Origin of the sequence: Streptomyces sp. NPDC096323, assembly GCF_040302845.1 — a bacterium.
In the GTDB taxonomy this organism is placed as follows: Bacteria; Actinomycetota; Actinomycetes; order Streptomycetales; family Streptomycetaceae; genus Streptomyces.
In genome coordinates, this window is the sequence record NZ_JBEOSI010000002.1 from 158451 (window position 1) to 176917 (window position 18467).

Here is an 18467-nt window from a genome sequence, read left to right on the forward strand (position 1 = left end):
AATCACTACTCCTTGTGGGACTGTGCTTGCTGCACCGAGAGCGCGCGGACGGTACGGGACGGGCTGGGTCGGCCCAGGTGTCCGGCGAGCCACACGCTCGTGGCGATGAGCTCGTCGAGGTCGACCCCGGTTTCGATGCCGAGGCCGTCGAGCATCCACACGAGATCCTCGGTGGCGAGATTGCCGGTCGCGCTCTTCGCGTACGGGCAGCCGCCGAGGCCGCCCGCCGAGGCGTCCACGGTGGTGACGCCGTGCTGGAGCGCGGCCAGGGTGTTGGACAGGGCCTGCCCGTACGTGTCGTGGAAGTGCACCCCGATCGTGTCGGTGGGCACGCCTGCTTCGTTCAGTCCGGACAGCAGGGCCTGTACGTGGCCGGGCGTCGCGACCCCGATCGTGTCGCCGAGCGAGAGCTCGTCGCAGCCGAGGTCCAGCAGCGCCCTGGCGACCCGGACGACCTGGGGGACCGGGACGGGCCCTTCCCACGGGTCGCCGAAGCACATCGACAGGTAGCCGCGCACGTGTACGTTCTCCGCCTTGGCGCGGGCCACGACGGGCGCGAACATGGCGAGCGACTCGTCGATCGTGCGGTTGAGGTTGCGGGCGGCGAACGTCTCCGTCGCCGAACCGAACACGGCGATCCGGCGCGCCCCGAGCGCCAGCGCCCGGTCCAGCCCCCGCTCGTTCGGCACGAGGACCGGCAGCGCCACGTCCCCCACGTCCCCTATGTCGCCGAGCATCGGGAACAGCTGCTCCGCGTCGGCGAGTTGGGGCACCCACTTGGGGTGGACGAAGCTCGTCGCCTCGATCGTGGTCAGCCCGGCGACCGCGAGCCGGCGGATGAACTCCGCCTTCACCTCGACCGGCACGACCGTCTTCTCGTTCTGCAGCCCGTCACGGGCGCCGACCTCGTGGATACGGACCCGGGCGGGGAGATCCGGTGCCGCGACGGTCATGGGCAGGGTGCGCTCGGTCGTCATGCTTCCTCCCCTGTGGCCACGGGGACGACCACGGCCAGTACCTGGTCCATGGCCACCGTGGATCCGGCGGTCACGTCGAGTTCGGTCACGGTGCCGGCGTGCGGGGCGGAGATGACGTGCTCCATCTTCATCGCCTCCACGACGAGCAGGCTCTGCCCCGCAGCCACCTCGTCCCCGACGGCCACCTTCACCACGGTGACCGTCCCGGGCATGGGCGCGGCGAGGGTGTCCGCACCGGAGCGGGCGGCGCCGGACAGTGACGCCTCCACCGGGTCGTGGTCCCGGACGTGCCAGGTGTCGCCGTCCCGGCCGAGCCAGTGGCCCTCCGGGGATGCGGCGTACGCGAACGCGTGCGTGACACCGGCGAGTTCGAGGGTGATCCTGCCCCCGTCCGCCGTGAGTGTCCTGGCCGTCTCCGCGCCGCCGGGCAGTGGGCCCAGCGGGCCGCAGGCGCCCGATTCGGGGGCCGGTGGCCGCACTCCCTCGCCGATATGGCCGAAGGTCAGCTCCATGCCCGCGCCGCCGCACGGCCGCAGGCTCACCTGCACCGGGTCGTGGCCGGGGATCCGGAAGTGCCGCACCGTCCGCGCCGGGGTGCCGCCGAGCCGCCAGCCGTCACCGGCCGAGAACGGGTCGGACCAGACGTCCGCTCGGGCCGGCCCGGGGGAGTGCTGCCGCAGCAGCGCCGCCGCCGCGTACACCTCCTCCGGCACGCCGTCCGGGACCAGCGCGTCCACCTCGCGCTCCACCAGGCCGGTGTCCAGGTCGCCCGCCACCACGGCCGGGTGGCCGAGCAGCCGGCGCAGGAAGCCCGCGTTGGTCGGGACGCCGAGGACCACCGTGTCCGCGAGGGCCGCCCGCAGCCGGCGCAGCGCCGTCGCCCGGTCGGGGCCGTACGCGATCACCTTCGACAGCATCGGGTCGTACAGGCTGCCGACCTCGCCGCCCTCGGCGAGTCCGGAGTCCGTCCGCACCCCGCCGCCCTGCGGCTCGCGCAGGGCCAGCACGGTGCCACCCGAGGGCAGGAAGCCGCGGGCCGGGTCCTCGGCGCAGACCCGGGCCTCGATCGCGTGCCCGGTGAGAGTGATGTCTCGTTGTGCGTACGGGAGTTGCTCGCCGGATGCGACGCGCAACTGCCACTCCACCAGGTCGAGGCCGGTGATCAGCTCCGTCACCGGGTGCTCGACCTGAAGGCGGGTGTTCATCTCCATGAAGTAGTACGACGCCGGGTCGTTGCCCGGGACGATGAACTCCACCGTGCCCGCGCCGACATACCCGCAGGAGCGGGCCGCCTGGACGGCCGCCTCGCCCATCGCCGCGCGCGTCTTCTCGTCGAGCAGGACGGACGGCGCCTCCTCGATGATCTTCTGGTGGCGGCGCTGGAGCGAGCACTCGCGCTCGCCGAGGTGCACCACGTTGCCGTGCGCGTCCGCCAGCACCTGGATCTCGATGTGGCGCGGCCGGTCGATCCACCGCTCGACGAGCAGCGTGTCGTCGCCGAACGAGGCGCGCGCCTCGCGCCGGGCGGCGGCGATCTCGTCCGCGAGGAGCGCTGCGTCGCGCACGAGCCGCATGCCCTTGCCGCCGCCGCCCGCCGAGGGCTTCAGCAGCACAGGCATGCCGATCTCGTGGGCGGCGTCCGCGAGCTGCCCGTCGGTCAGCTCGCTGCCCGAGGAGCCGGGTACCACCGGGACACCGGCAGCGGAGACGGTCTCCTTGGCGCGGATCTTGTCGCCCATCAGCGAGATCGCGGCGGCGGGCGGCCCGATGAAGGCCAGCCCCGCCTCCGCGCAGGCCCGCGCGAAGCCGGCGTTCTCGGCGAGGAAGCCGTAGCCGGGGTGGACGGCCTGCGCGCCGGTGCGGCGGGCGGCCTCCAGCAGCCGGTCCACGCTCAGATAGCTCATCGAGGCCGGTGCGGGTCCGATCCGTACCGCCGTATCGGCCTCCCGCACGTGCCGGGCGTCCGCGTCCGCGTCGCTGAAGACGGCGACCGAGCGCACGCCCAGCTCGCGCAGGGTCCGGATGACCCGGACCGCGATCTCGCCGCGGTTGGCGACGAGCACCGTGTCGAACATCGTCATCTGTTCCTCACATCCGGAAGACGCCGAAGCCGGCATCGTTCAGGGGAGCGTTGGCGCACGCGGTCAGGGCGAGCCCCAGCACCTGCCGGGTCTCCATCGGGTCGATCACGCCGTCGTCCCAGAGCCGGGCGGTGGCGTAGTACGCGTTGCCCTGGGTCTCGTACTGCTCGCGGATCGGGGCCTTGAACGACTCCTCGTCCTCCGCGCTCCAGTCGTCGCCCAGCTGGTCGCGCTTGACCGTGGCGAGGACGGAGGCGGCCTGCTCGCCGCCCATGACGGAGATCTTCGCGTTGGGCCACATCCACAGGAAGCGGGGGCTGTAGGCCCGGCCGCACATGGAGTAGTTGCCCGCCCCGTACGACCCGCCGACCACCACGGTCAGCTTCGGGACGCGGGTGCAGGCGACGGCGGTGACCATCTTGGCGCCGTGCTTGGCGATGCCGCCGGCCTCGTAGTCGCGGCCGACCATGAAGCCCGAGATGTTCTGCAGGAAGACCAGCGGGATGCCGCGCTGGTCGCACAGCTCGATGAAGTGCGCGCCCTTCTGGGCGGACTCGGAGAACAGGATGCCGTTGTTCGCGACGATCCCGACCGGGTGGCCGTGGATGTGCGCGAAACCGGTGATCAGCGTCGTCCCGTACTCCGCCTTGAACTCGGCGAACCGCGAGCCGTCGACGACCCGGGCGATCACCTCCCGTACGTCGTACGGGGTACGGGAGTCGACCGGGACCGCCCCGTACAGACCGGCGGGATCCACCTTCGGCTCTTCGACCGCCGTCACGGACCACGGCAGCGCGCCCCGGTCCGGCAGCGTGGCCACGATGTTCCGCACGATCCGCAGCGCGTGCGCGTCGTCCTCCGCGAGATGGTCGGTGACCCCCGACGTACGGGAGTGGACCTCGCCGCCGCCCAGCTCCTCGGCGGTCACGACCTCACCGGTCGCGGCCTTCACCAGCGGCGGCCCGCCCAGGAAGATCGTCCCCTGGTTGCGGACGATCACGGCCTCGTCGCTCATCGCGGGGACGTACGCCCCACCGGCCGTGCACGACCCCAGCACCGCCGCGATCTGCGGAATCCCGGCGCCGGACATCCGGGCCTGGTTGTAGAAGATCCGCCCGAAGTGCTCGCGGTCCGGGAACACCTCGTCCTGCATCGGCAGGAAGGCACCGCCCGAGTCCACCAGGTACAGGCACGGCAGCCGGTTCTCCAGCGCCACCTCCTGGGCCCGCAGGTGCTTCTTCACGGTCATCGGGTAGTACGTGCCGCCCTTGACGGTCGCGTCATTGGCGACGATCACGCACTCCCGGCCGCTGACCCGGCCGATTCCGGCGATCACCCCGGCGGCCGGCGCCGCGCCCCCGTACAGCCCCTCGGCCGCCAGCGGGGCCAGCTCCAGGAACGGCGAGCCCGCGTCGAGCAGGGTGTCCACCCGCTCCCGGGGCAGCAGCTTGCCGCGCGCCACATGCCGGGCGCGGGCCTTCTCACCCCCGCCGAGCCTGGCCGTGGCGAGCCGCTTGCGCAGCTCGTCGGTGAGCGCGTGATGCGCCGCCTCGTTGGCCTGCCAGGCCTCCGAGGCGGGATCGGCCGCGCTCGCCAGCACCGGTGCCTGCTGCATCCTGTCGAGCCCCCTTGCCCGTACCGCTGCGTTAATGAGCGTTAACCTTGCCTCCACAGGTTAACGACCGCTAACCCACCTGTCTAGAATGACTCAACATGAGCACCCATGCCGCCGCCCGCGTCGCGGCGCCCACCCGGCGCGAGCAGATCCTCAAGGAGGCCGCCCGCCTCTTCGCCGAGCGCGGCTTCCACGGCGTCGGCGTCGACGAGATAGGCGCCGCCGTCGGTATCAGCGGCCCCGGCCTCTACCGGCACTTCCCCGGCAAGGACGCGATGCTCGCCGAACTGCTCGTCGGCATCAGCGAGCGGCTGCTGGCCGGCGGACAGCGGCGGGTCTCCGAGGACGCCGCCGGCGACAAGTCACCCGAAGCGCTCCTGGACGCGCTCATCGAGGGCCACATCGATTTCGCCCTCGACGACCGCCCCCTGATCACCCTGCACGACCGTGAGCTGGACCGCCTGCGGGACACCGACCGCAAGCGGGTGCGCCGGCTCCAGCGCGAGTACGTCGAGGTGTGGGTCGCCGTCGTCCGCGACGTCCACCCGGCACTCCCCGAGCACGAGGCCCGCGCGACGGTCCACGCCGTCTTCGGCCTGCTGAACTCCACCCCGCACCTGGGCCGCCCCGGTGCGCTGCCCGGCCGTACCGACACGGCGGCACTGCTGCACCGGCTGGCGCGCGGGGCCTTCGCCGCGGCGGGGGAGCGGGAAGCGGGCTGAGCGCCCGCCGTCACGGGCCGGCGTCTCCCGGCACGACACCGTGAGCTGTGCCCCTCAGGCACAAGAACGTGAACGTCCCGGGCCGCTCCGGCTTCACCGCGTCCGCGTCCGCGCGAGGGACTTCGCCCGCTGCGCGACCCGGACGGGGCCGGGCTCGATGACGACGAGGACCGGCGCGGGACCGGCCGCGACCCGGACGGGTCCGGGTCCGCTCGTTCGGCTCCGCGGCGCGCGGGGTCAGGAGTCGCGCGGTGTCACCAGGCCGGATTCGTGACGGTATACGAGCCCTTCGCGGTGCCGTCACCGGACCGATCGAAGTGCCGTTGCCCGTCGGCCGCGTGTGGAAGCGGGGACCGGCGCCCACCCTCGTGCCCGCGTCCGCCGGTCAGTAACGTGCCCTGGCAGAAGAGCACTTGGCGTCAACGGCCGTACCGCTGGTCCCATGCCGTCATACGACCGGCACACCGCGCACACCCCACGGCACAATGGGTTCATGCCGATACCCAGCCGCGCCGCCCTCGTCGACCACCTCGTCCGTACGCGCATAGCCGGAGACGTCGCGACCCCGCGCGACAACAACCTCTCCCACTACCGCAAGCTCGCCAACGGCGATCGCCACTTCTGGCTGGGACTCGAACTGGGCGACCGGTGGCGCGACGAGCAGGACGTCCTGGCGGTCATGGCCGAGCGATGCGGCGTCAGCGACGACCCGGAGCACCGGTTCGGCCAGGACACCATCGACCCCGAGCTGACCGTCGCCGCCCTGGACCGCGCCGCGGCCCGGCTGCGCAAGGCCGCCGACGCGAGCGAGCGGGTCCTCTTCGCCACCGGCCACCCGGGGGGACTCCTGGACGTCCACCGGCAGACCGCGGCCGCGCTGCGGACGGCCGGCTGCGAGATCATGCGGATCCCGGGCGGGCTCACGGCCGACGAGGGCATGGTCTTCCAGTTCGCCGACGTCGCCGTGCAGGAGCGCGGCGCGACCCTCTGGCACACCCACTCCCCGGCCCCGATGGCCGCGATCCTGGACGGCCTGGAGCGGGAGGGGCGCCCCCTGCCCGACCTGGTCGTCGCCGACCACGGCTGGGCCGGATGCGCGGCGCAGCGCGGCCTGGACGCCATCGGCTACGCGGACTGCAACGACCCCGCACTCTTCCTGGGTGAGTCCGAGGGCACCCTCCAGGTGGCCATCCCGATGGACGACCACGTGCTGGACCCGCGGTTCTACGACCCCATGACCGACTACCTGCTGGACGCGGCCGGGCTGCTCTGACCGGGAGCCCGGGTCAGAGCCCGCTGTCCGGGCCGTCCTCCGCGGCCCGGGCCCGGCGCCGCTGCGCCACCCCCGGCGTCGGGTCCAGATACACCCGCCGGATCGACGGATACCGCTCCCGCAACTGCTGCTCCGCCTCCTCGCAGGCCCACTCGACCTGCTCCGCACTGGCCACGTCCCGGAAGTCGACCTTCGCCGCGATCAGGATCTCCGTCGGCCCCTGGATGAGCGTGGTCAGTTCCAGTACGTCGATGATGTGCGGCACCGAAAGCAGCTCCTCGCGCACCCCCGCCCGCATCGCCTGTGGAACCGGCCGCCCGATCAGCAACTGGGCGTTGGACCGGCCGAGCACCCAGGCCACGTACACGAGCAGCGCACCGATCAGGACCGACGCGATCCCGTCCCAGACCCCGGACCCCGTCAGCTGCCCGCCCAGCAGCCCGCCGGCGGCCAGGACCAGACCCGCCAGCGCCGCCGAGTCCTCCATCACGACGGCCTTGACCGCCGTGTCCGGAGTGATCCGGAAGTAGCGCGTAGCGGGCGTGCCCAGCCGGACGGCCTCCCTGCGCACCTGCCGCAGCCCGGTGCGCAGGGAGAAGCTTTCCAGCAGGAAGGCCACGGCGAGCACGACGTACGAGACCAGGGGGTCGCCGAGATCCTCGCCCGCGACCAAGGTGTGGACGCCGTCGTAGATGGAGAAGACCGCGCCGCCGACGAACGTGGCGACGGAGGCGAGCATCGCCCAGATGTACCGCTCGGGGCCGTAACCCAGAGGGTGTTCGTCGTCGGCGGGCTTCTCGCTGCGCTTGAGCGCGGTCAGGAGCAGCACCTCGGTGACCGTGTCGGCGACGGAGTGGGCCGCCTCGGAGAGCATCGCGCTCGATCCGCTGATCAGCCCGGCGACCGCCTTCGCGACGGCGATGCCGAGGTTGGCGGCCGCCGCGACGATGACCGTGAACGTCGACTCCCCACCATCAGCCGTATCGGATTTCTCGTCACTCATGGTGGGGAGTATGTCGGAATCAGCCGGGTACGGCCCGTTCAGCTTTCGCGCGGAACCCGGACCACGCCCTCCTGGATGACGGTGATCGCCAGCCGGCCGTCCTGGGTGTAGATGCGGGCCTGGCCGAGCCCGCGACCGCCGGACGCGGACGGCGACTCCTGGTCGTACAGCAGCCATTCGTCGGCGCGGAACGGCCGGTGGAACCACATCGCGTGGTCCAGGCTCGCACCGACCACGTCGCCGACCGCCCAGCCGCCGCGCCCGTGGGCGAGGAGCACCGAGTCGAGCAGCGTCATGTCGGAGACGTACGTCGCCATGCAGACGTGCAGCAGCGGGTCGTCCGCCAGCTTCCCGTTGGTGCGGAACCACACCTGCGAGCGCGGCTCGCGCGGCTGCCCGACGGTGCCGAACGGCGGGGCGTCCGCGTACCGCAGGTCGACAGCGGCCCGGGCCTCGATCAGCCGGTCCACGACCGCGGGGTCGCTGAACCGGTCCGCGTACCGCGGCAGCATCTCGGCGGCCGTGGGCAGCGTGTCGGGGTCGGGCGCGGCCGGCATGTCCGCCTGGTGCTCCAGCCCCTCTTCGTACGTCTGGAAGGACGCGGAGAGGTGGAAGATCGGCTGCCCGTGCTGGACGGCCACGACCCGCCGGGTGGTGAAGGAGCGGCCGTCGCGGATGCGGTCGACGCTGTAGACGATCGGCGCGCCGGGGTCCCCCGCCCGCAGGAAGTACGAGTGGAGTGAGTGGGCGGGCCGGTCCGCGGGGACGGTCCGGCCCGCGGCGACGAGCGCCTGGGCCGCGACCTGTCCGCCGAAGACGCGGGGCACGATCGCCGAACGGCTGGTGCCCCGGAAGATGTCCTGCTCGATCTGCTCGAGATCCAGGAGATCGAGCAGATCGAGCAGGGCGGCGTCCGGTACTGAGCTCATGGAAGGAAACGTAGTCGCTCTGGTGGGTCGCTCTTACAGACCCATGGACTTCGCGATGATCGACTTCATGACCTCGCTGGTGCCGCCGTAGATGCGGTTGACCCGGTTGTCCGCGTACAGGCGGGCGATCGGGTACTCGTTCATGAAGCCGTAGCCACCGTGCAGCTGGAGGCAGCGGTCGATCACGCGGTGCGCGACCTCGGTGCAGAACAGCTTCGCGGAGGCGGCCTCGGCGGCGGTCAGCTCACCGGCGTCCAGGGCGTCCAGCGCGCGGTCGGCGACGGCCTGGGCCGCGTCCACCTCGGCCTGGCAGGCGGCCAGCTCGAACTTGGTGTTCTGGAACGAGGCGACGGTTTTGCCGAAGACCGTGCGGTCCTGCACGTACTCCTTGGCGAACCGGACGGCGGCCGCGGCCTGCGCGTAGGCGCCGAAGGCGATGCCCCAGCGCTCGGAGGCCAGGTTGGTGCCGAGGTAGCCGAAGCCCTTGTTCTCCTCGCCGAGCAGGTCCTCGACGGGGACCTTCACGTCGACGAACGCCAGCTCGGCGGTGTCGGAGACGCGCAGGCCGAGCTTGTCGAGCTTGCGGCCGATGGAGTAGCCCGCGGACTTGGTGTCGACGGCGAACAGGGAGATGCCGAAGCGGCGGTCGTCCTCGCGCGGGGCGGAGGTGCGGGCGCAGACGATCACACGGTCGGCGTGCACGCCACCGGTGATGAAGGTCTTGGAGCCGTTGAGGACGTAGTGCGTGCCGTCCTCGGAGAGCTTGGCGGTGGTCTTCATGCCCGCGACGTCGGAACCGGTGCCCGGCTCGGTCATCGCGAGGGCCCACATCTCCTCGCCGGTGGTGAACTTCGGCAGCCAGCGCTTCTTCTGCTCGTCGGTGGCGAGCATCTTGATGTACGGCAGGCCGAGCAGCGTGTGCACGCCGGAGCCGCCGAAGGAGACGCCCGCGCGCGCGGTCTCCTCGTAGATGACCGCTTCGTACTTGTGCGAGTCGATGCCCGCGCCGTCGTACTCCTCGTCCACCGTGATGCCGAAGACGCCCAGCTCGCCGAGCTTCAGGTAGAAGTCGCGCGGAGCCTGACCGGCCGCGAACCAGTCGTCGTACACGGGCACGACCTCGGCCGCGATGAAGGCGCGGATGGTCTCCCGGAACGCCTCGTGGTCCTCGTTGAATACGGTACGGCGCACGGGGTGCCTCCCTGGTCGGCTGCGCTCGGCATGGCTAAGCGCTTGCTCAGCCTTGGTTAAAAGTTACCCGGCGGTCACCGGAGCTGTCCAGGGTGATGCTGAGCACGCCGGAGGCGGGGCGCGGGGCGTGGGTCGCTGTGACCGTGGGCCGCCGGCCGCCTCAGATGGCGAACCGGGCGGCGATCCCGTCGAGCACGCAGTCGAGACCCGTCTCGAACGCCCAGGTCGCGTCGTCCTTGCGGGTCGCCCGCAGCCCGTAGCGCTGGTACGTGGGATAGCGGCCGGTTTTCATCAGGTACATCATCTGCGGGGCCAGGCCCAGCCGTGTCTCGTCGCCGGACGACCAGCCGGCGGACTGCGTCCACTCCCGCACCGCCACCTCCGACTGCACCGAGCCGTGGGCGAAGGCGCTGACCGTGCGGAACGCGACCATCATCGAGTCCTCGTCGAGGCCCAGTCCGTCGAGCGCCGCCAGCTGCCGTTCGGCGATGGCCAGCCGGCCGGGCGTGAGGACGAAGAGATGGGTGGGCAACTGCCCCACCCACGGGTGCCGCAGCATCATGTCCCGCGTCAGCAGCCCGAAGGCGCGCAGCACCTCGCGCCATCCGGTCACCTCGTCGGGGATCCGCATCTCGGCGGTCACCCGCTCGGCCATCAGCGCCCACAGGTCGTCCTTGCCGGTGACATGGCGGTAGGCGGCCATGGGGGCGACGCCGAGCTCCGTCGCGAGCCTGCGCATGGTGACGGCGGCGAACCCCTCCGCGTCGGCGATCTCCACGGCGACGGTCCCGATCCGGTCCAGGGTCAGCGAGGTGCGGGGTGCGGCCGCCGGCTGTTCGAGGCGCTGCCAGAGGGACGGATCGGGCCCCGCGCCGGCGCCCTTGCCGCTGTCCTTCTTCGTGTCCTTCTTCTGGCCGGCCACGGGCGGCCTCCTCTCGGTGGGGCCGCCAGCGTACATCGTATGCGTCAGTAGACAACGTACACATGAATGGATACGTTGTACGCAGCGAAATACGTCGTACACCTCGACCGCTTCCAGGTTTCCAGGGGGAACCCATGCCCAGCACCCGCCCGCAGCTCCGCGTCGCCGTCCTCGTCGGCAGCACCCGCGAGGGCCGCTTCGCGCCCGTCGTCACCCAGTGGCTGAAGGGCCACCTCTCCCAGCGCGACGACATGGCGACGGACGTCGTCGACCTCGCCGAGACCCCGTTGCCCACCGTCTTCCCGCGTTCGGGCAGCCGCCGGCGCCGGGCACGGAGGAGGCCCTCGCCCTGGTCTCACCGCGCCTCGCCGCCGCCGACGCGTTCGTCTTCGTCACACCGGAGTACAACCACAGCTTTCCCGCGTCCCTGAAGAACGCCATCGACTGGCACAACGAGCAGTGGCACGCCAAGCCCGTCGCCTTCGTCTCCTACGGCGGCCTCTCCGGCGGGCTGCGCGCCGTGGAACAGCTCCGGGTCGTGATGGCCGAGCTGAACGCCACGACGATCCGCAACACGGTCAGTTTCCACAACGCCTACGGCCTGTTCGGTCCGAACGGCGCCGTGGACGACCCCCAGGTCGACACGGCCGCCAAGGCCCTGCTGGACCAGCTCGCCTGGTGGGCGCACGCACTGCGGGACGCCAGGGCCTCTGCCCCGTACGCCGCCTGAGGGGCGAGGGCAGCCATGAGCCAGTACACGAAGGACACGAACGACCGACCGGAGCCCGAGGCCGCCCCGCCGCCGCCACCCGTGGACAAGGACGGCGGCCCGTCGAAGCTCGTCCTGTTCGGCCTCCTGCTGGGCCTGATGCTCGGCCTGCTCGACGGCACGATCGTCGGCACCGCCCTGCCCACGATCGTCGGTGACCTGGGCGGCCTCGACCACCTGTCCTGGGTGGTGACCGCCTACCTGCTCACCGCCTCGCTCTCCACCCCCCTCTGGGGCAAGCTCGGCGACCTGTACGGACGCAAGGGCAGCTTCATCTGGTCGGTCTCGGTGTTCCTCGCCGGATCCGTACTCTCCGGACTCGCCCAGGACATGGGGCAGCTCATCGCCTTCCGCGCCGTCCAGGGCCTCGGCGCGGGCGGCCTCATGGTCGGCGCCATCTCCCTCATCGGCGTCATGCTGCCGCCCTCCCAGGCGGGCCGCTCCCAGGCGATGATCGGGGCCATGATGCCGGTCGCGCTGGTCGGCGGGCCGCTGCTCGGCGGCTTCCTCACCGACCAGCTGAACTGGCGCTGGGTCTTCTACGTCAACGTCCCCATCGGCGCGCTCGCCCTGCTCGTCGTCGGGCTGCGCCTGCGCCTGCGCACCGAACGGATCACGGCACGGATCGACTACGCGGGCGCCGGCCTGCTGTGCACCGCGATCCTGGCCCTCACCCTGCTGGGCAGCTGGGGCGGTACGCGGTACTCCTGGTCGTCGCCGCAGCTCATCGGCCTCGCGGCGACGGGCGCCCTCGCCCTGGTCTGGTTCGCCCGGGTCGAGCGGCGCGCCGCCGAACCGATCATCCCGCCCCGCCTGTTCGCCGACCGCAACTTCACGCTCGCCCAGATCCTCACGTTCCTGGTGGGCGCCGCGATGCTCGGGGCGTCGGCTTATCTGCCGCTGTACATGCAGTTCGTACGAGGCGCGTCCTCGACGGCCAGCGGCATGCTGCTGCTCCCGCTGATGGCGGGGATGTTCGGCGCCCAACTCCTGGTCGGCAAGCTCCTCGCGGGCGGCGGGCGCTACCGCCCGTACCCGATCATCGGCGGCGCGCTGACGGCCGCGGGCGCGCTCGTCCTGCTGACGGTGGAAACCGACACCCCCACGGCGGTGACCTCCGCCCTGACCCTCGTACTCGGCGTGGGCATGGGCCTGTTGATGCAGAGCACGCTGCTCGTGACGATCAACAGCGCGACGCCCCGCGACATGGGCGCCGCGACGGGAACCGCCACCCTGGTCCGTACGATCGGCAGCTCGCTCGGCATCGCGGTGCTCGGCGCCGTCTACACGAGCCGCCTCCACTCGGCCGGCATGCCGGAGGGCGGTACGGCCTGGACCCCGGAGGCGGTACGGGGGATGCCGGAGGGGGTCCGGGAGGCGGTACGGACAGCGGTCACCGAGGGCCTGCACGGGGTGCTGGCGGGGGCGGCGGTGTTGGGGGTGGTGATCTTCCTGGCGGCGTGGCTGATGCGGGAGGTGCCGTTGCGGAAGGAGTGAGGGGGGCGGGCGTCAGCAGACCGGGGCGGGGCCGGCGGGCCGGTCTCAGCGGGCCTTGGCGAAGGCGTCTACGCCCGTGAGGCCGGCTGACAGCTCCCACAGCCGGGCGGCCTGCTCCGGGTCGGTCGCGTGTGCGTGAACGCCACCTTCCGTGCCTTCGGCGGCCGGCTCGGCGATGTCGCAGTCCTCGCAGTACACCCCACCCATGCCCGCTAGTTGGGGGGATGCCGCAGCCCAGACCTGCGTCGCGGCGCCCTGGCCGGGGGTCTTGAAGGTGGGGTCGGTCGGGGTGCCGTTCTCGTCGATCCAGCCCGCGTCGACCATGTCCGCCTTCGCGAGGTGGCGTTGCAGCGGAGTGAGGATGCTGCCCGGGTGCACGGCGAACGCCCGGACTCCGGCGTCGCGGCCGAGTGCGTCGAGGTGCGCGGCGAACAGCACGTTCGCCGCCTTGGCCTGCCCGTACGCCGCCCATCGGTCGTAGCCACGCTCGAAGTGGATGTCGTCCCAGCGCATGCCCATGCCGTGCGCGCCGGAGGACACGGCGACGATTCGCGCGCCACCACGGGCGATGGCCGGCCAGAGATGGTTGATCAGCGCATAGTGGCCGAGGTGGTTGGTGGCGAACTGCGCCTCCCACCCCGGGCCGACCCGCGTCTCGGGGCAGGCCATGATCCCGGCGTTGTTGATCACGATGTCGATGTCGCGCCCCGAGGCCAGGAATCGCTCGGCGAACCCGCGGACGCTGCCGAGGTCGGACAGGTCCAGGTCGTCGACCTCTACGCCGGCGATCCCCTCGACGGCCTCCTGAGCGACCGCCCGCCGCCGGGCGGCCACGATGACCCGTGCCCCGGCGGCCCCCAGCGCCCGGGTCGCCTCCAGGCCGAGCCCCGAGTAGCCGCCGGTGACGATCGCGGTGCTGCCGGACAGGTCGATCCCGCTGAGGACGTCGTCCGCGGTGCTCCGGGCGCCGAAGCCCGAGCCGATCTTGTGCTGAGGTGTTGTCATGCGGGGCACGGTAGGCGTTGAACCGCGCTCTAACGCAAGACCGGTTGGCGGCGAACACCCGGGCCGGTTGGTGCCTCGGCACTGCCGGTCAAGCGGTGAGGGTTCCTGCCTTCACGGCTTCGACGAACGAGGACCAGTCGGCGAGGGGATGAGGAGGGCGGGGCCTCAGTGGCCTGGAGGGTGCGGTCCTTGTGTGCGATGCGGCACTGGACGTGGTCCTCGGCCGTGGTCGTGGAGGCGAACATGGCGGAGGCGATCTGCATCGAGTTCACCCAGGCGGCCCATGTGGGGAGGAACGATCCCTGCGGGTCCAGTAGACAGCGCCCCTTGGCCAGCAGGAGCGAGGTGTCGAATGCCTCGCCCAGCCCGGCGGAGTCTGCCTCCAGACTGTCGATCCACCCGTCGCCGCTCTCCTGGAGGACAGCGAGGTCCGCCTCCGCTTTCTCCGTAGGAAATGGGTGGCGGAAAACGTTGCTGATCACTGCCATATCCTCGGAAGATTGGGCAGGGACGGGTCAGACGGGAAATGCTCCGACCCAGCTGCGCTGGAGGAGGTGCTGGGGGAGATATTCGGTTTCGACGTCGATGGGGAAGTCGCCGTCGTAGGCGAGGCATGCGATGGTCAGGGGGCCGATGGCCCAGAGGCCCTCGATGCTTTCCTCGCGGTCTTCGTCTTTTGTCCAGTAGGTTTTGTGGAGTTCAAGTGCTTCTACGAGAGCGGTGTTGAAGCCGTCGTGGTCGTGTTTGACGAAGTGGTAGAAAAGGTTGATCGGCGGGTACGAGATGGCTGGCGCAACCAGTACGCCTGCAGTGTGGCTACCCACTGATAGAGGTATTCATCGTGCTGCGCACCGGAGGCACGAAGCACGTCCATCGGCACCTCGCACAGTTCCGTTATCCGCTCCTGGTCGCGGCAGATGACGGCGAAGCAGAACGCATCGATCCATGCTGGTGCGTTGATAAAGCCCTTGGGGCCGGTGGTGGGCAGTGTGCGCATCTCGTGATGGATGCGGCACTCGACGGTGCCCCCGGAATTACTCGCGGTCCGGAAGATCGCCGATCCGACCTGCATGGCGTTGACCACGGCTTCCCAGGTTTCGATGCCTGAGCTTGTCGGGTCGACTGTCGAGCGGGCCTCAACGCATGTCCGTACGGAGTTCCACAGCGCGTCGAGCATGTGCGGCGACTGTTCGAGAGAGTTGATTGCCTCAATCGTTTTCCGTGATCGGTTCCGTGCATACCTCTCGTCATCGGGCCCGGGCTCGCCATGGCGGGAGATGATCACAGTCACGAAATCTCCCTGATGTCGAACTTCTGTGTGGAATAGCCAGTATACGTACCCGCGTTGTCTTGCCCTCTGACGACGATGTAATCGACCCGGCCGTCATCCAGTGCCATCTTCAGGTCATCAGCGAAGAGTCACGTGGACACAAGGCTGGGGGAACGTATTGTCAATGGAGCGCGCTACTCCCAGGGGTCCCGAACATACTTCCTTGACATTCTCAGAAGCATGGAACGCAGAGGTCAGAATCCCCAGCGAAGAAACTTCAACGGCCGCGCCGCGGCCCGGTCGTCCAGCAACTGCAGGATGTCCGGCAGGAGTTGCCCGACAGGAGTGTCGGAGGGCAGCACGATGTCGGCCCGGCGCCGCTCGCCGACCAGGGTGACCCGGCTCATTTCCGCCCGGGAAGTCATTGATGTACTCACCACTTACGAAAACCTATCATCGCGATTTCCCGGAATTTCGGGCCAATTGGGCGAAGCGCACCGTGCGTTCCTGAGAAGGCCGCTCCGGTGAATCACGCCGAATCCCGGCGCACACGAAAGCGGTGCCTACGGCTGTGCCGGCTCCGTGGAACCGCCCGGAGCCGAGGTGGCCGGTGACGGAGTCGGCTGTCCGTACCGCTGCGCCTGCCGCTGCTGTTTGTCCTGCTCGGCCTTCTGCTTGTCCAGGGTGTGCTGGAGGAACGACCACCCCACGCACCCCGCGCACAGCACCGCCGTGATCGCGATCCCCGCGAACACCTTCCCGAGGCGTTCGTCCGCCGTCCGCCGCGCACGCTGGGCCCCGAACAGGAGCGCGTCCCGCATCCTGCGCCGGCGCACCCCCACCGATTCCAGTAGTTGACTGTCGTAATCCCGTGCCATGCGGCCCCCCTTTGCCACTGCAACATATGTCGTGTGCCGATGAGCGGGACACATCAGGGTGGGCGGACAGGACTCCGCACGGGCGGCGCCGCGCCCGGCCCGGGTGCCGGCGGGAGGCGGGGGATCCGGCACACTCGGAGCAGCAGAGCGACAGTGACGGAACCAGAAGAAGGCAGAAGTGAGCCACGACCACCACGACGAGCGGCCCGAGCTCACCCCCGCCCAGATCGCCGCCGCCCTGGACCCCCCGCCCGGACGCATCGGCGGCGACCTCGTCATCGAGACCCTCCAGGGCCTCGGCGCGACCACCGTCTTCGGGCTGCCCGGGCAGCACGCCCTGGGCATGTTCGACGCGCTCCGCCGCTCCTCCCTCAGCTACGTCGGCCTGCGCGTCGAGAACAACGCGGGCTTCGCCGCCGACGCCTACGGGCGCATCACCGGCGAGGTCGCCCCGCTGCTCCTGTCCACCGGGCCCGGCGCGCTCACCTCGCTCGCCGCGCTCCAGGAGTCGGCGGCCGCCTCCGCGCCCGTCCTGGCGATCTCCAGCCAGGTCCCGGCCGCCGGGCTGGGCGGCGGCAGGCACGGCTATCTGCACGAACTCCGCGACCAGCAGGCGTCGTTCCGCGACATCGTGAAGTCCGTGCACACCGTCCGTACCGCCTCACAGATCCCCTCCGCGATCGCCGCCGCCTGGGAGTCCGCGCTCACGGCCCCGCACGGCCCGGTCTGGATCGAGATCCCCGAGGACGTGCTCAGCGCCCCCACGACGCTGCCCGTCGTCACGGCGATGGACGCCACCCCGCGCGAGGTGCACGCCCGCCCCGAGCTGATCGCCGTCGCGGCCCGTCTGCTGTCCCACGCGGAGCGTCCGGCGGTCATCGCGGGCGGCGGAGTCGTACGGTCCGACGCGTCCGGCAAGCTGCGCGCCCTCGCCGAGAAGCTCGCCGCCCCGGTCGTCACCACGTACGGCGGCAAGGGTGCCTTCCCGTGGGAGCACCCGCTCTCGCTCCAGTCCTGGATGGAGGACCGGCACACGACGGACTTCCTGGAGGACGCCGACGTCCTGCTCGTCGTCGGCTCCGGCCTCGGTGAACTCTCCTCGAACTACTACACGTTCGCGCCCCGGGGCCGCATCGTGCAGATCGACGCCGACGCCGGGAAGCTGGAGGCCAACCACCCGGCCCTCGGCATCCACGCCGATGCCCGCGACGCCCTGTCCGACCTGCTGGAAGCGGTCACCCCGCGCCAGGACCCGGCCGCCGCCGAACGCGTCACCGCGGTGCTCGGCCGGGTACGGGAGCGGATCGCCGCCCAGGAACTCACCCTGGAACAGGACGCCTTGGCCGCGATCAGGACGGCCCTGCCCGACACCGCACCCAGCTTCTGGGACATGACGATCCTCGCCTACTGGGCCTGGGCCGCCTTCGACGCCCGCCGCCCCAACACCATGCATTCGGCCCAGGGGGCCGGCGGCCTCGGCTACGCTTTCCCGGCGGCCATCGGGGCGGCCGCCGCCGACCCGACGAAACCGGTCCTCGCGGTCTCCGGCGACGGCGGCGCGATGTACTCCCTCGCGGAACTCGCCACCGCCCGCCAGTACAACCTCCCGGTCACCTGGCTGATCGTCGACGACGGCGGCTACGGCATCCTGCGCACGTACATGAACGACGCCTTCGGCGAGAGCGGCGACGCCACGGAACTGTCCCGCCCCGACTTCGTCGCCCTCGCCGAGTCCTTCGGCGTCCCAGCGGTCCGTACGAGCCCCACGGCGCTCGCCGACGACCTGGCCCGGTCCCTCGCGCGGCCCGGCCCCTGTGTCGTCGTACTCCCGGCAGTCCTGCGGATGTTCGAGCCGACGCACCTGTAAAGCCCCGCCCGCGGCGGCGAAGGCCCCGGGCACTGCCGTGCCTCAGTGCGCCGCGGCCTCCAGCGCCTTCACCTGCGCATGCCACCCCTGCGAGAAGTCGTCCTGCTGCGCGAAGCCCAGGCTTCCGGGCAACTCCTTGGACTCCGGGAGCAGTTCGGGTATCGACCGAAAGATGGCCGCTGCCTCCGTCCCTTTGCGCCGGCTCCGTGCGTGCATGAGGTAGGTCACCGCCCGGTCCAGATGGCCCTTCAACGTGCCCCGGGGATTCTGTGACGCCTTCGACCGCTCGCCCGGCCTGTCCAGCGAGGCCTTCGCACTCGGGGACCCGAGCCGCTCCAGCGCCGCCAACGCCGCGTACAACTGCCCACAACGGTAGGCATCCGTGGGCTGACCGTCCGACATGGACCCTCCTCATTCAACCGGCGAAGGCCATCCCTACCCGGCCCGGCCGGGCGGTGAACGCCGGAC

At 71.0% G+C, this 18467-nt stretch carries 16 protein-coding genes and 3 pseudogenes; 6 read left to right on the forward strand and 13 right to left on the reverse strand.

Going from position 1 to position 18467, the window contains the following annotated elements; all coding sequences use genetic code 11:
* Positions 1 to 5: 5 nt before the first annotated feature.
* Genes ABTX18_RS04780 through ABTX18_RS04790 form a run of 3 tightly spaced genes read right to left on the reverse strand, consistent with a single transcriptional unit; the run spans position 6 to position 4673 of the window.
* The gene (locus ABTX18_RS04780; protein ID WP_503061107.1) at positions 6 to 953 is read right to left on the reverse strand and encodes a hydroxymethylglutaryl-CoA lyase; all 948 of its coding nucleotides are present in this window, start codon (positions 951 to 953) and stop codon (positions 6 to 8) included.
* Between the two features lie 20 nt (positions 954 to 973).
* A complete protein-coding gene (locus ABTX18_RS04785) occupies positions 974 to 3058 on the reverse strand; it encodes an ATP-binding protein (RefSeq protein ID WP_352121309.1) in 2085 nt (694 codons plus the stop codon).
* A gap of 7 nt (positions 3059 to 3065) precedes the next feature.
* Positions 3066 to 4673, reverse strand: coding sequence for a carboxyl transferase domain-containing protein (locus ABTX18_RS04790; RefSeq protein ID WP_352121310.1), 1608 nt, complete (start codon positions 4671 to 4673; stop codon positions 3066 to 3068).
* A gap of 98 nt (positions 4674 to 4771) precedes the next feature.
* Between ABTX18_RS04790 and ABTX18_RS04795 the strand changes: the two genes are divergently transcribed.
* Together ABTX18_RS04795 and ABTX18_RS04800 are read left to right on the forward strand one after the other, a co-directional pair.
* Positions 4772 to 5395 carry an SACE_7040 family transcriptional regulator gene (locus ABTX18_RS04795; protein ID WP_352121311.1) on the forward strand — a complete coding sequence of 208 codons (624 nt, stop codon included), beginning with the start codon at positions 4772 to 4774 and terminating at the stop codon, positions 5393 to 5395.
* 493 nt (positions 5396 to 5888) lie between these two features.
* Positions 5889 to 6668 (forward strand): phosphatase, encoded by a 780-nt coding sequence (locus ABTX18_RS04800; protein ID WP_352121312.1) that lies wholly within the window; start codon positions 5889 to 5891, stop codon positions 6666 to 6668.
* A 13-nt stretch (positions 6669 to 6681) separates the two neighbouring features.
* On the opposite strand, the gene ABTX18_RS04805 is transcribed toward ABTX18_RS04800, so the two are convergent.
* The 4 genes from ABTX18_RS04805 to ABTX18_RS04820 all read right to left on the reverse strand — a co-directional run bounded on the left by ABTX18_RS04805 (position 6682) and on the right by ABTX18_RS04820 (position 10713).
* A complete protein-coding gene (locus tag ABTX18_RS04805; RefSeq protein WP_352121313.1) occupies positions 6682 to 7671 on the reverse strand; it encodes a cation diffusion facilitator family transporter in 990 nt (329 codons plus the stop codon).
* 38 nt (positions 7672 to 7709) lie between these two features.
* Positions 7710 to 8600 (reverse strand): acyl-CoA thioesterase II, encoded by an 891-nt coding sequence (gene tesB / locus ABTX18_RS04810; protein ID WP_352121314.1) that lies wholly within the window; start codon positions 8598 to 8600, stop codon positions 7710 to 7712.
* 33 nt (positions 8601 to 8633) lie between these two features.
* Entirely contained in the window at positions 8634 to 9791 is a 1158-nt protein-coding gene (locus ABTX18_RS04815) for an acyl-CoA dehydrogenase family protein (protein WP_352121315.1), read from the reverse strand.
* Positions 9792 to 9951: 160 nt separating this feature from the next.
* Complete coding sequence (locus ABTX18_RS04820) at positions 9952 to 10713, reverse strand: TetR/AcrR family transcriptional regulator (protein WP_352121316.1); 762 nt, start codon at positions 10711 to 10713, stop codon at positions 9952 to 9954.
* 134 nt (positions 10714 to 10847) lie between these two features.
* Here ABTX18_RS04820 and ABTX18_RS35820 point away from each other — a divergent pair.
* The 3 genes and pseudogenes from ABTX18_RS35820 to ABTX18_RS04830 form a co-directional block, all read left to right on the forward strand.
* Positions 10848 to 10955, forward strand: a pseudogene (locus tag ABTX18_RS35820) (NADPH-dependent FMN reductase); the annotation flags it as partial.
* Complete coding sequence (locus ABTX18_RS04825; RefSeq protein ID WP_503061093.1) at positions 10931 to 11443, forward strand: NADPH-dependent FMN reductase; 513 nt, start codon at positions 10931 to 10933, stop codon at positions 11441 to 11443. The pseudogene ABTX18_RS35820 and the gene ABTX18_RS04825, both read left to right, overlap by 25 nt.
* Positions 11444 to 11458: 15 nt before the next feature.
* The gene (locus ABTX18_RS04830; RefSeq protein ID WP_352121317.1) at positions 11459 to 12979 is read left to right on the forward strand and encodes an MDR family MFS transporter; all 1521 of its coding nucleotides are present in this window, start codon (positions 11459 to 11461) and stop codon (positions 12977 to 12979) included.
* A gap of 45 nt (positions 12980 to 13024) precedes the next feature.
* Here ABTX18_RS04830 and ABTX18_RS04835 read toward each other — a convergent pair whose 3' ends face one another.
* The 5 genes and pseudogenes from ABTX18_RS04835 to ABTX18_RS04855 all read right to left on the reverse strand — a co-directional run bounded on the left by ABTX18_RS04835 (position 13025) and on the right by ABTX18_RS04855 (position 16132).
* On the reverse strand, positions 13025 to 13984 hold the full coding sequence (locus ABTX18_RS04835) for an SDR family NAD(P)-dependent oxidoreductase (RefSeq protein ID WP_352121318.1): 960 nt from the start codon (positions 13982 to 13984) through the stop codon (positions 13025 to 13027).
* A gap of 29 nt (positions 13985 to 14013) precedes the next feature.
* Complete coding sequence (locus tag ABTX18_RS04840; protein WP_352121319.1) at positions 14014 to 14466, reverse strand: hypothetical protein; 453 nt, start codon at positions 14464 to 14466, stop codon at positions 14014 to 14016.
* Between the two features lie 33 nt (positions 14467 to 14499).
* Positions 14500 to 15161: pseudogene (locus ABTX18_RS04845) on the reverse strand (immunity 49 family protein).
* Positions 15162 to 15532: 371 nt separating this feature from the next.
* Positions 15533 to 15679 (reverse strand): annotated as a pseudogene (locus ABTX18_RS04850) (EsaB/YukD family protein); the annotation flags it as partial.
* Positions 15680 to 15817: 138 nt separating this feature from the next.
* Positions 15818 to 16132: a hypothetical protein gene (locus ABTX18_RS04855; RefSeq protein WP_352121320.1), complete on the reverse strand. Its 315-nt coding sequence runs from the start codon at positions 16130 to 16132 to the stop codon at positions 15818 to 15820.
* 178 nt (positions 16133 to 16310) lie between these two features.
* Between ABTX18_RS04855 and ABTX18_RS04860 the strand changes: the two genes are divergently transcribed.
* Entirely contained in the window at positions 16311 to 17999 is a 1689-nt protein-coding gene (locus tag ABTX18_RS04860) for a thiamine pyrophosphate-binding protein (RefSeq protein WP_352121321.1), read from the forward strand.
* Between the two features lie 42 nt (positions 18000 to 18041).
* On the opposite strand, the gene ABTX18_RS04865 is transcribed toward ABTX18_RS04860, so the two are convergent.
* A complete protein-coding gene (locus tag ABTX18_RS04865; protein WP_352121322.1) occupies positions 18042 to 18401 on the reverse strand; it encodes a hypothetical protein in 360 nt (119 codons plus the stop codon).
* Positions 18402 to 18467 lie beyond the last annotated feature (66 nt).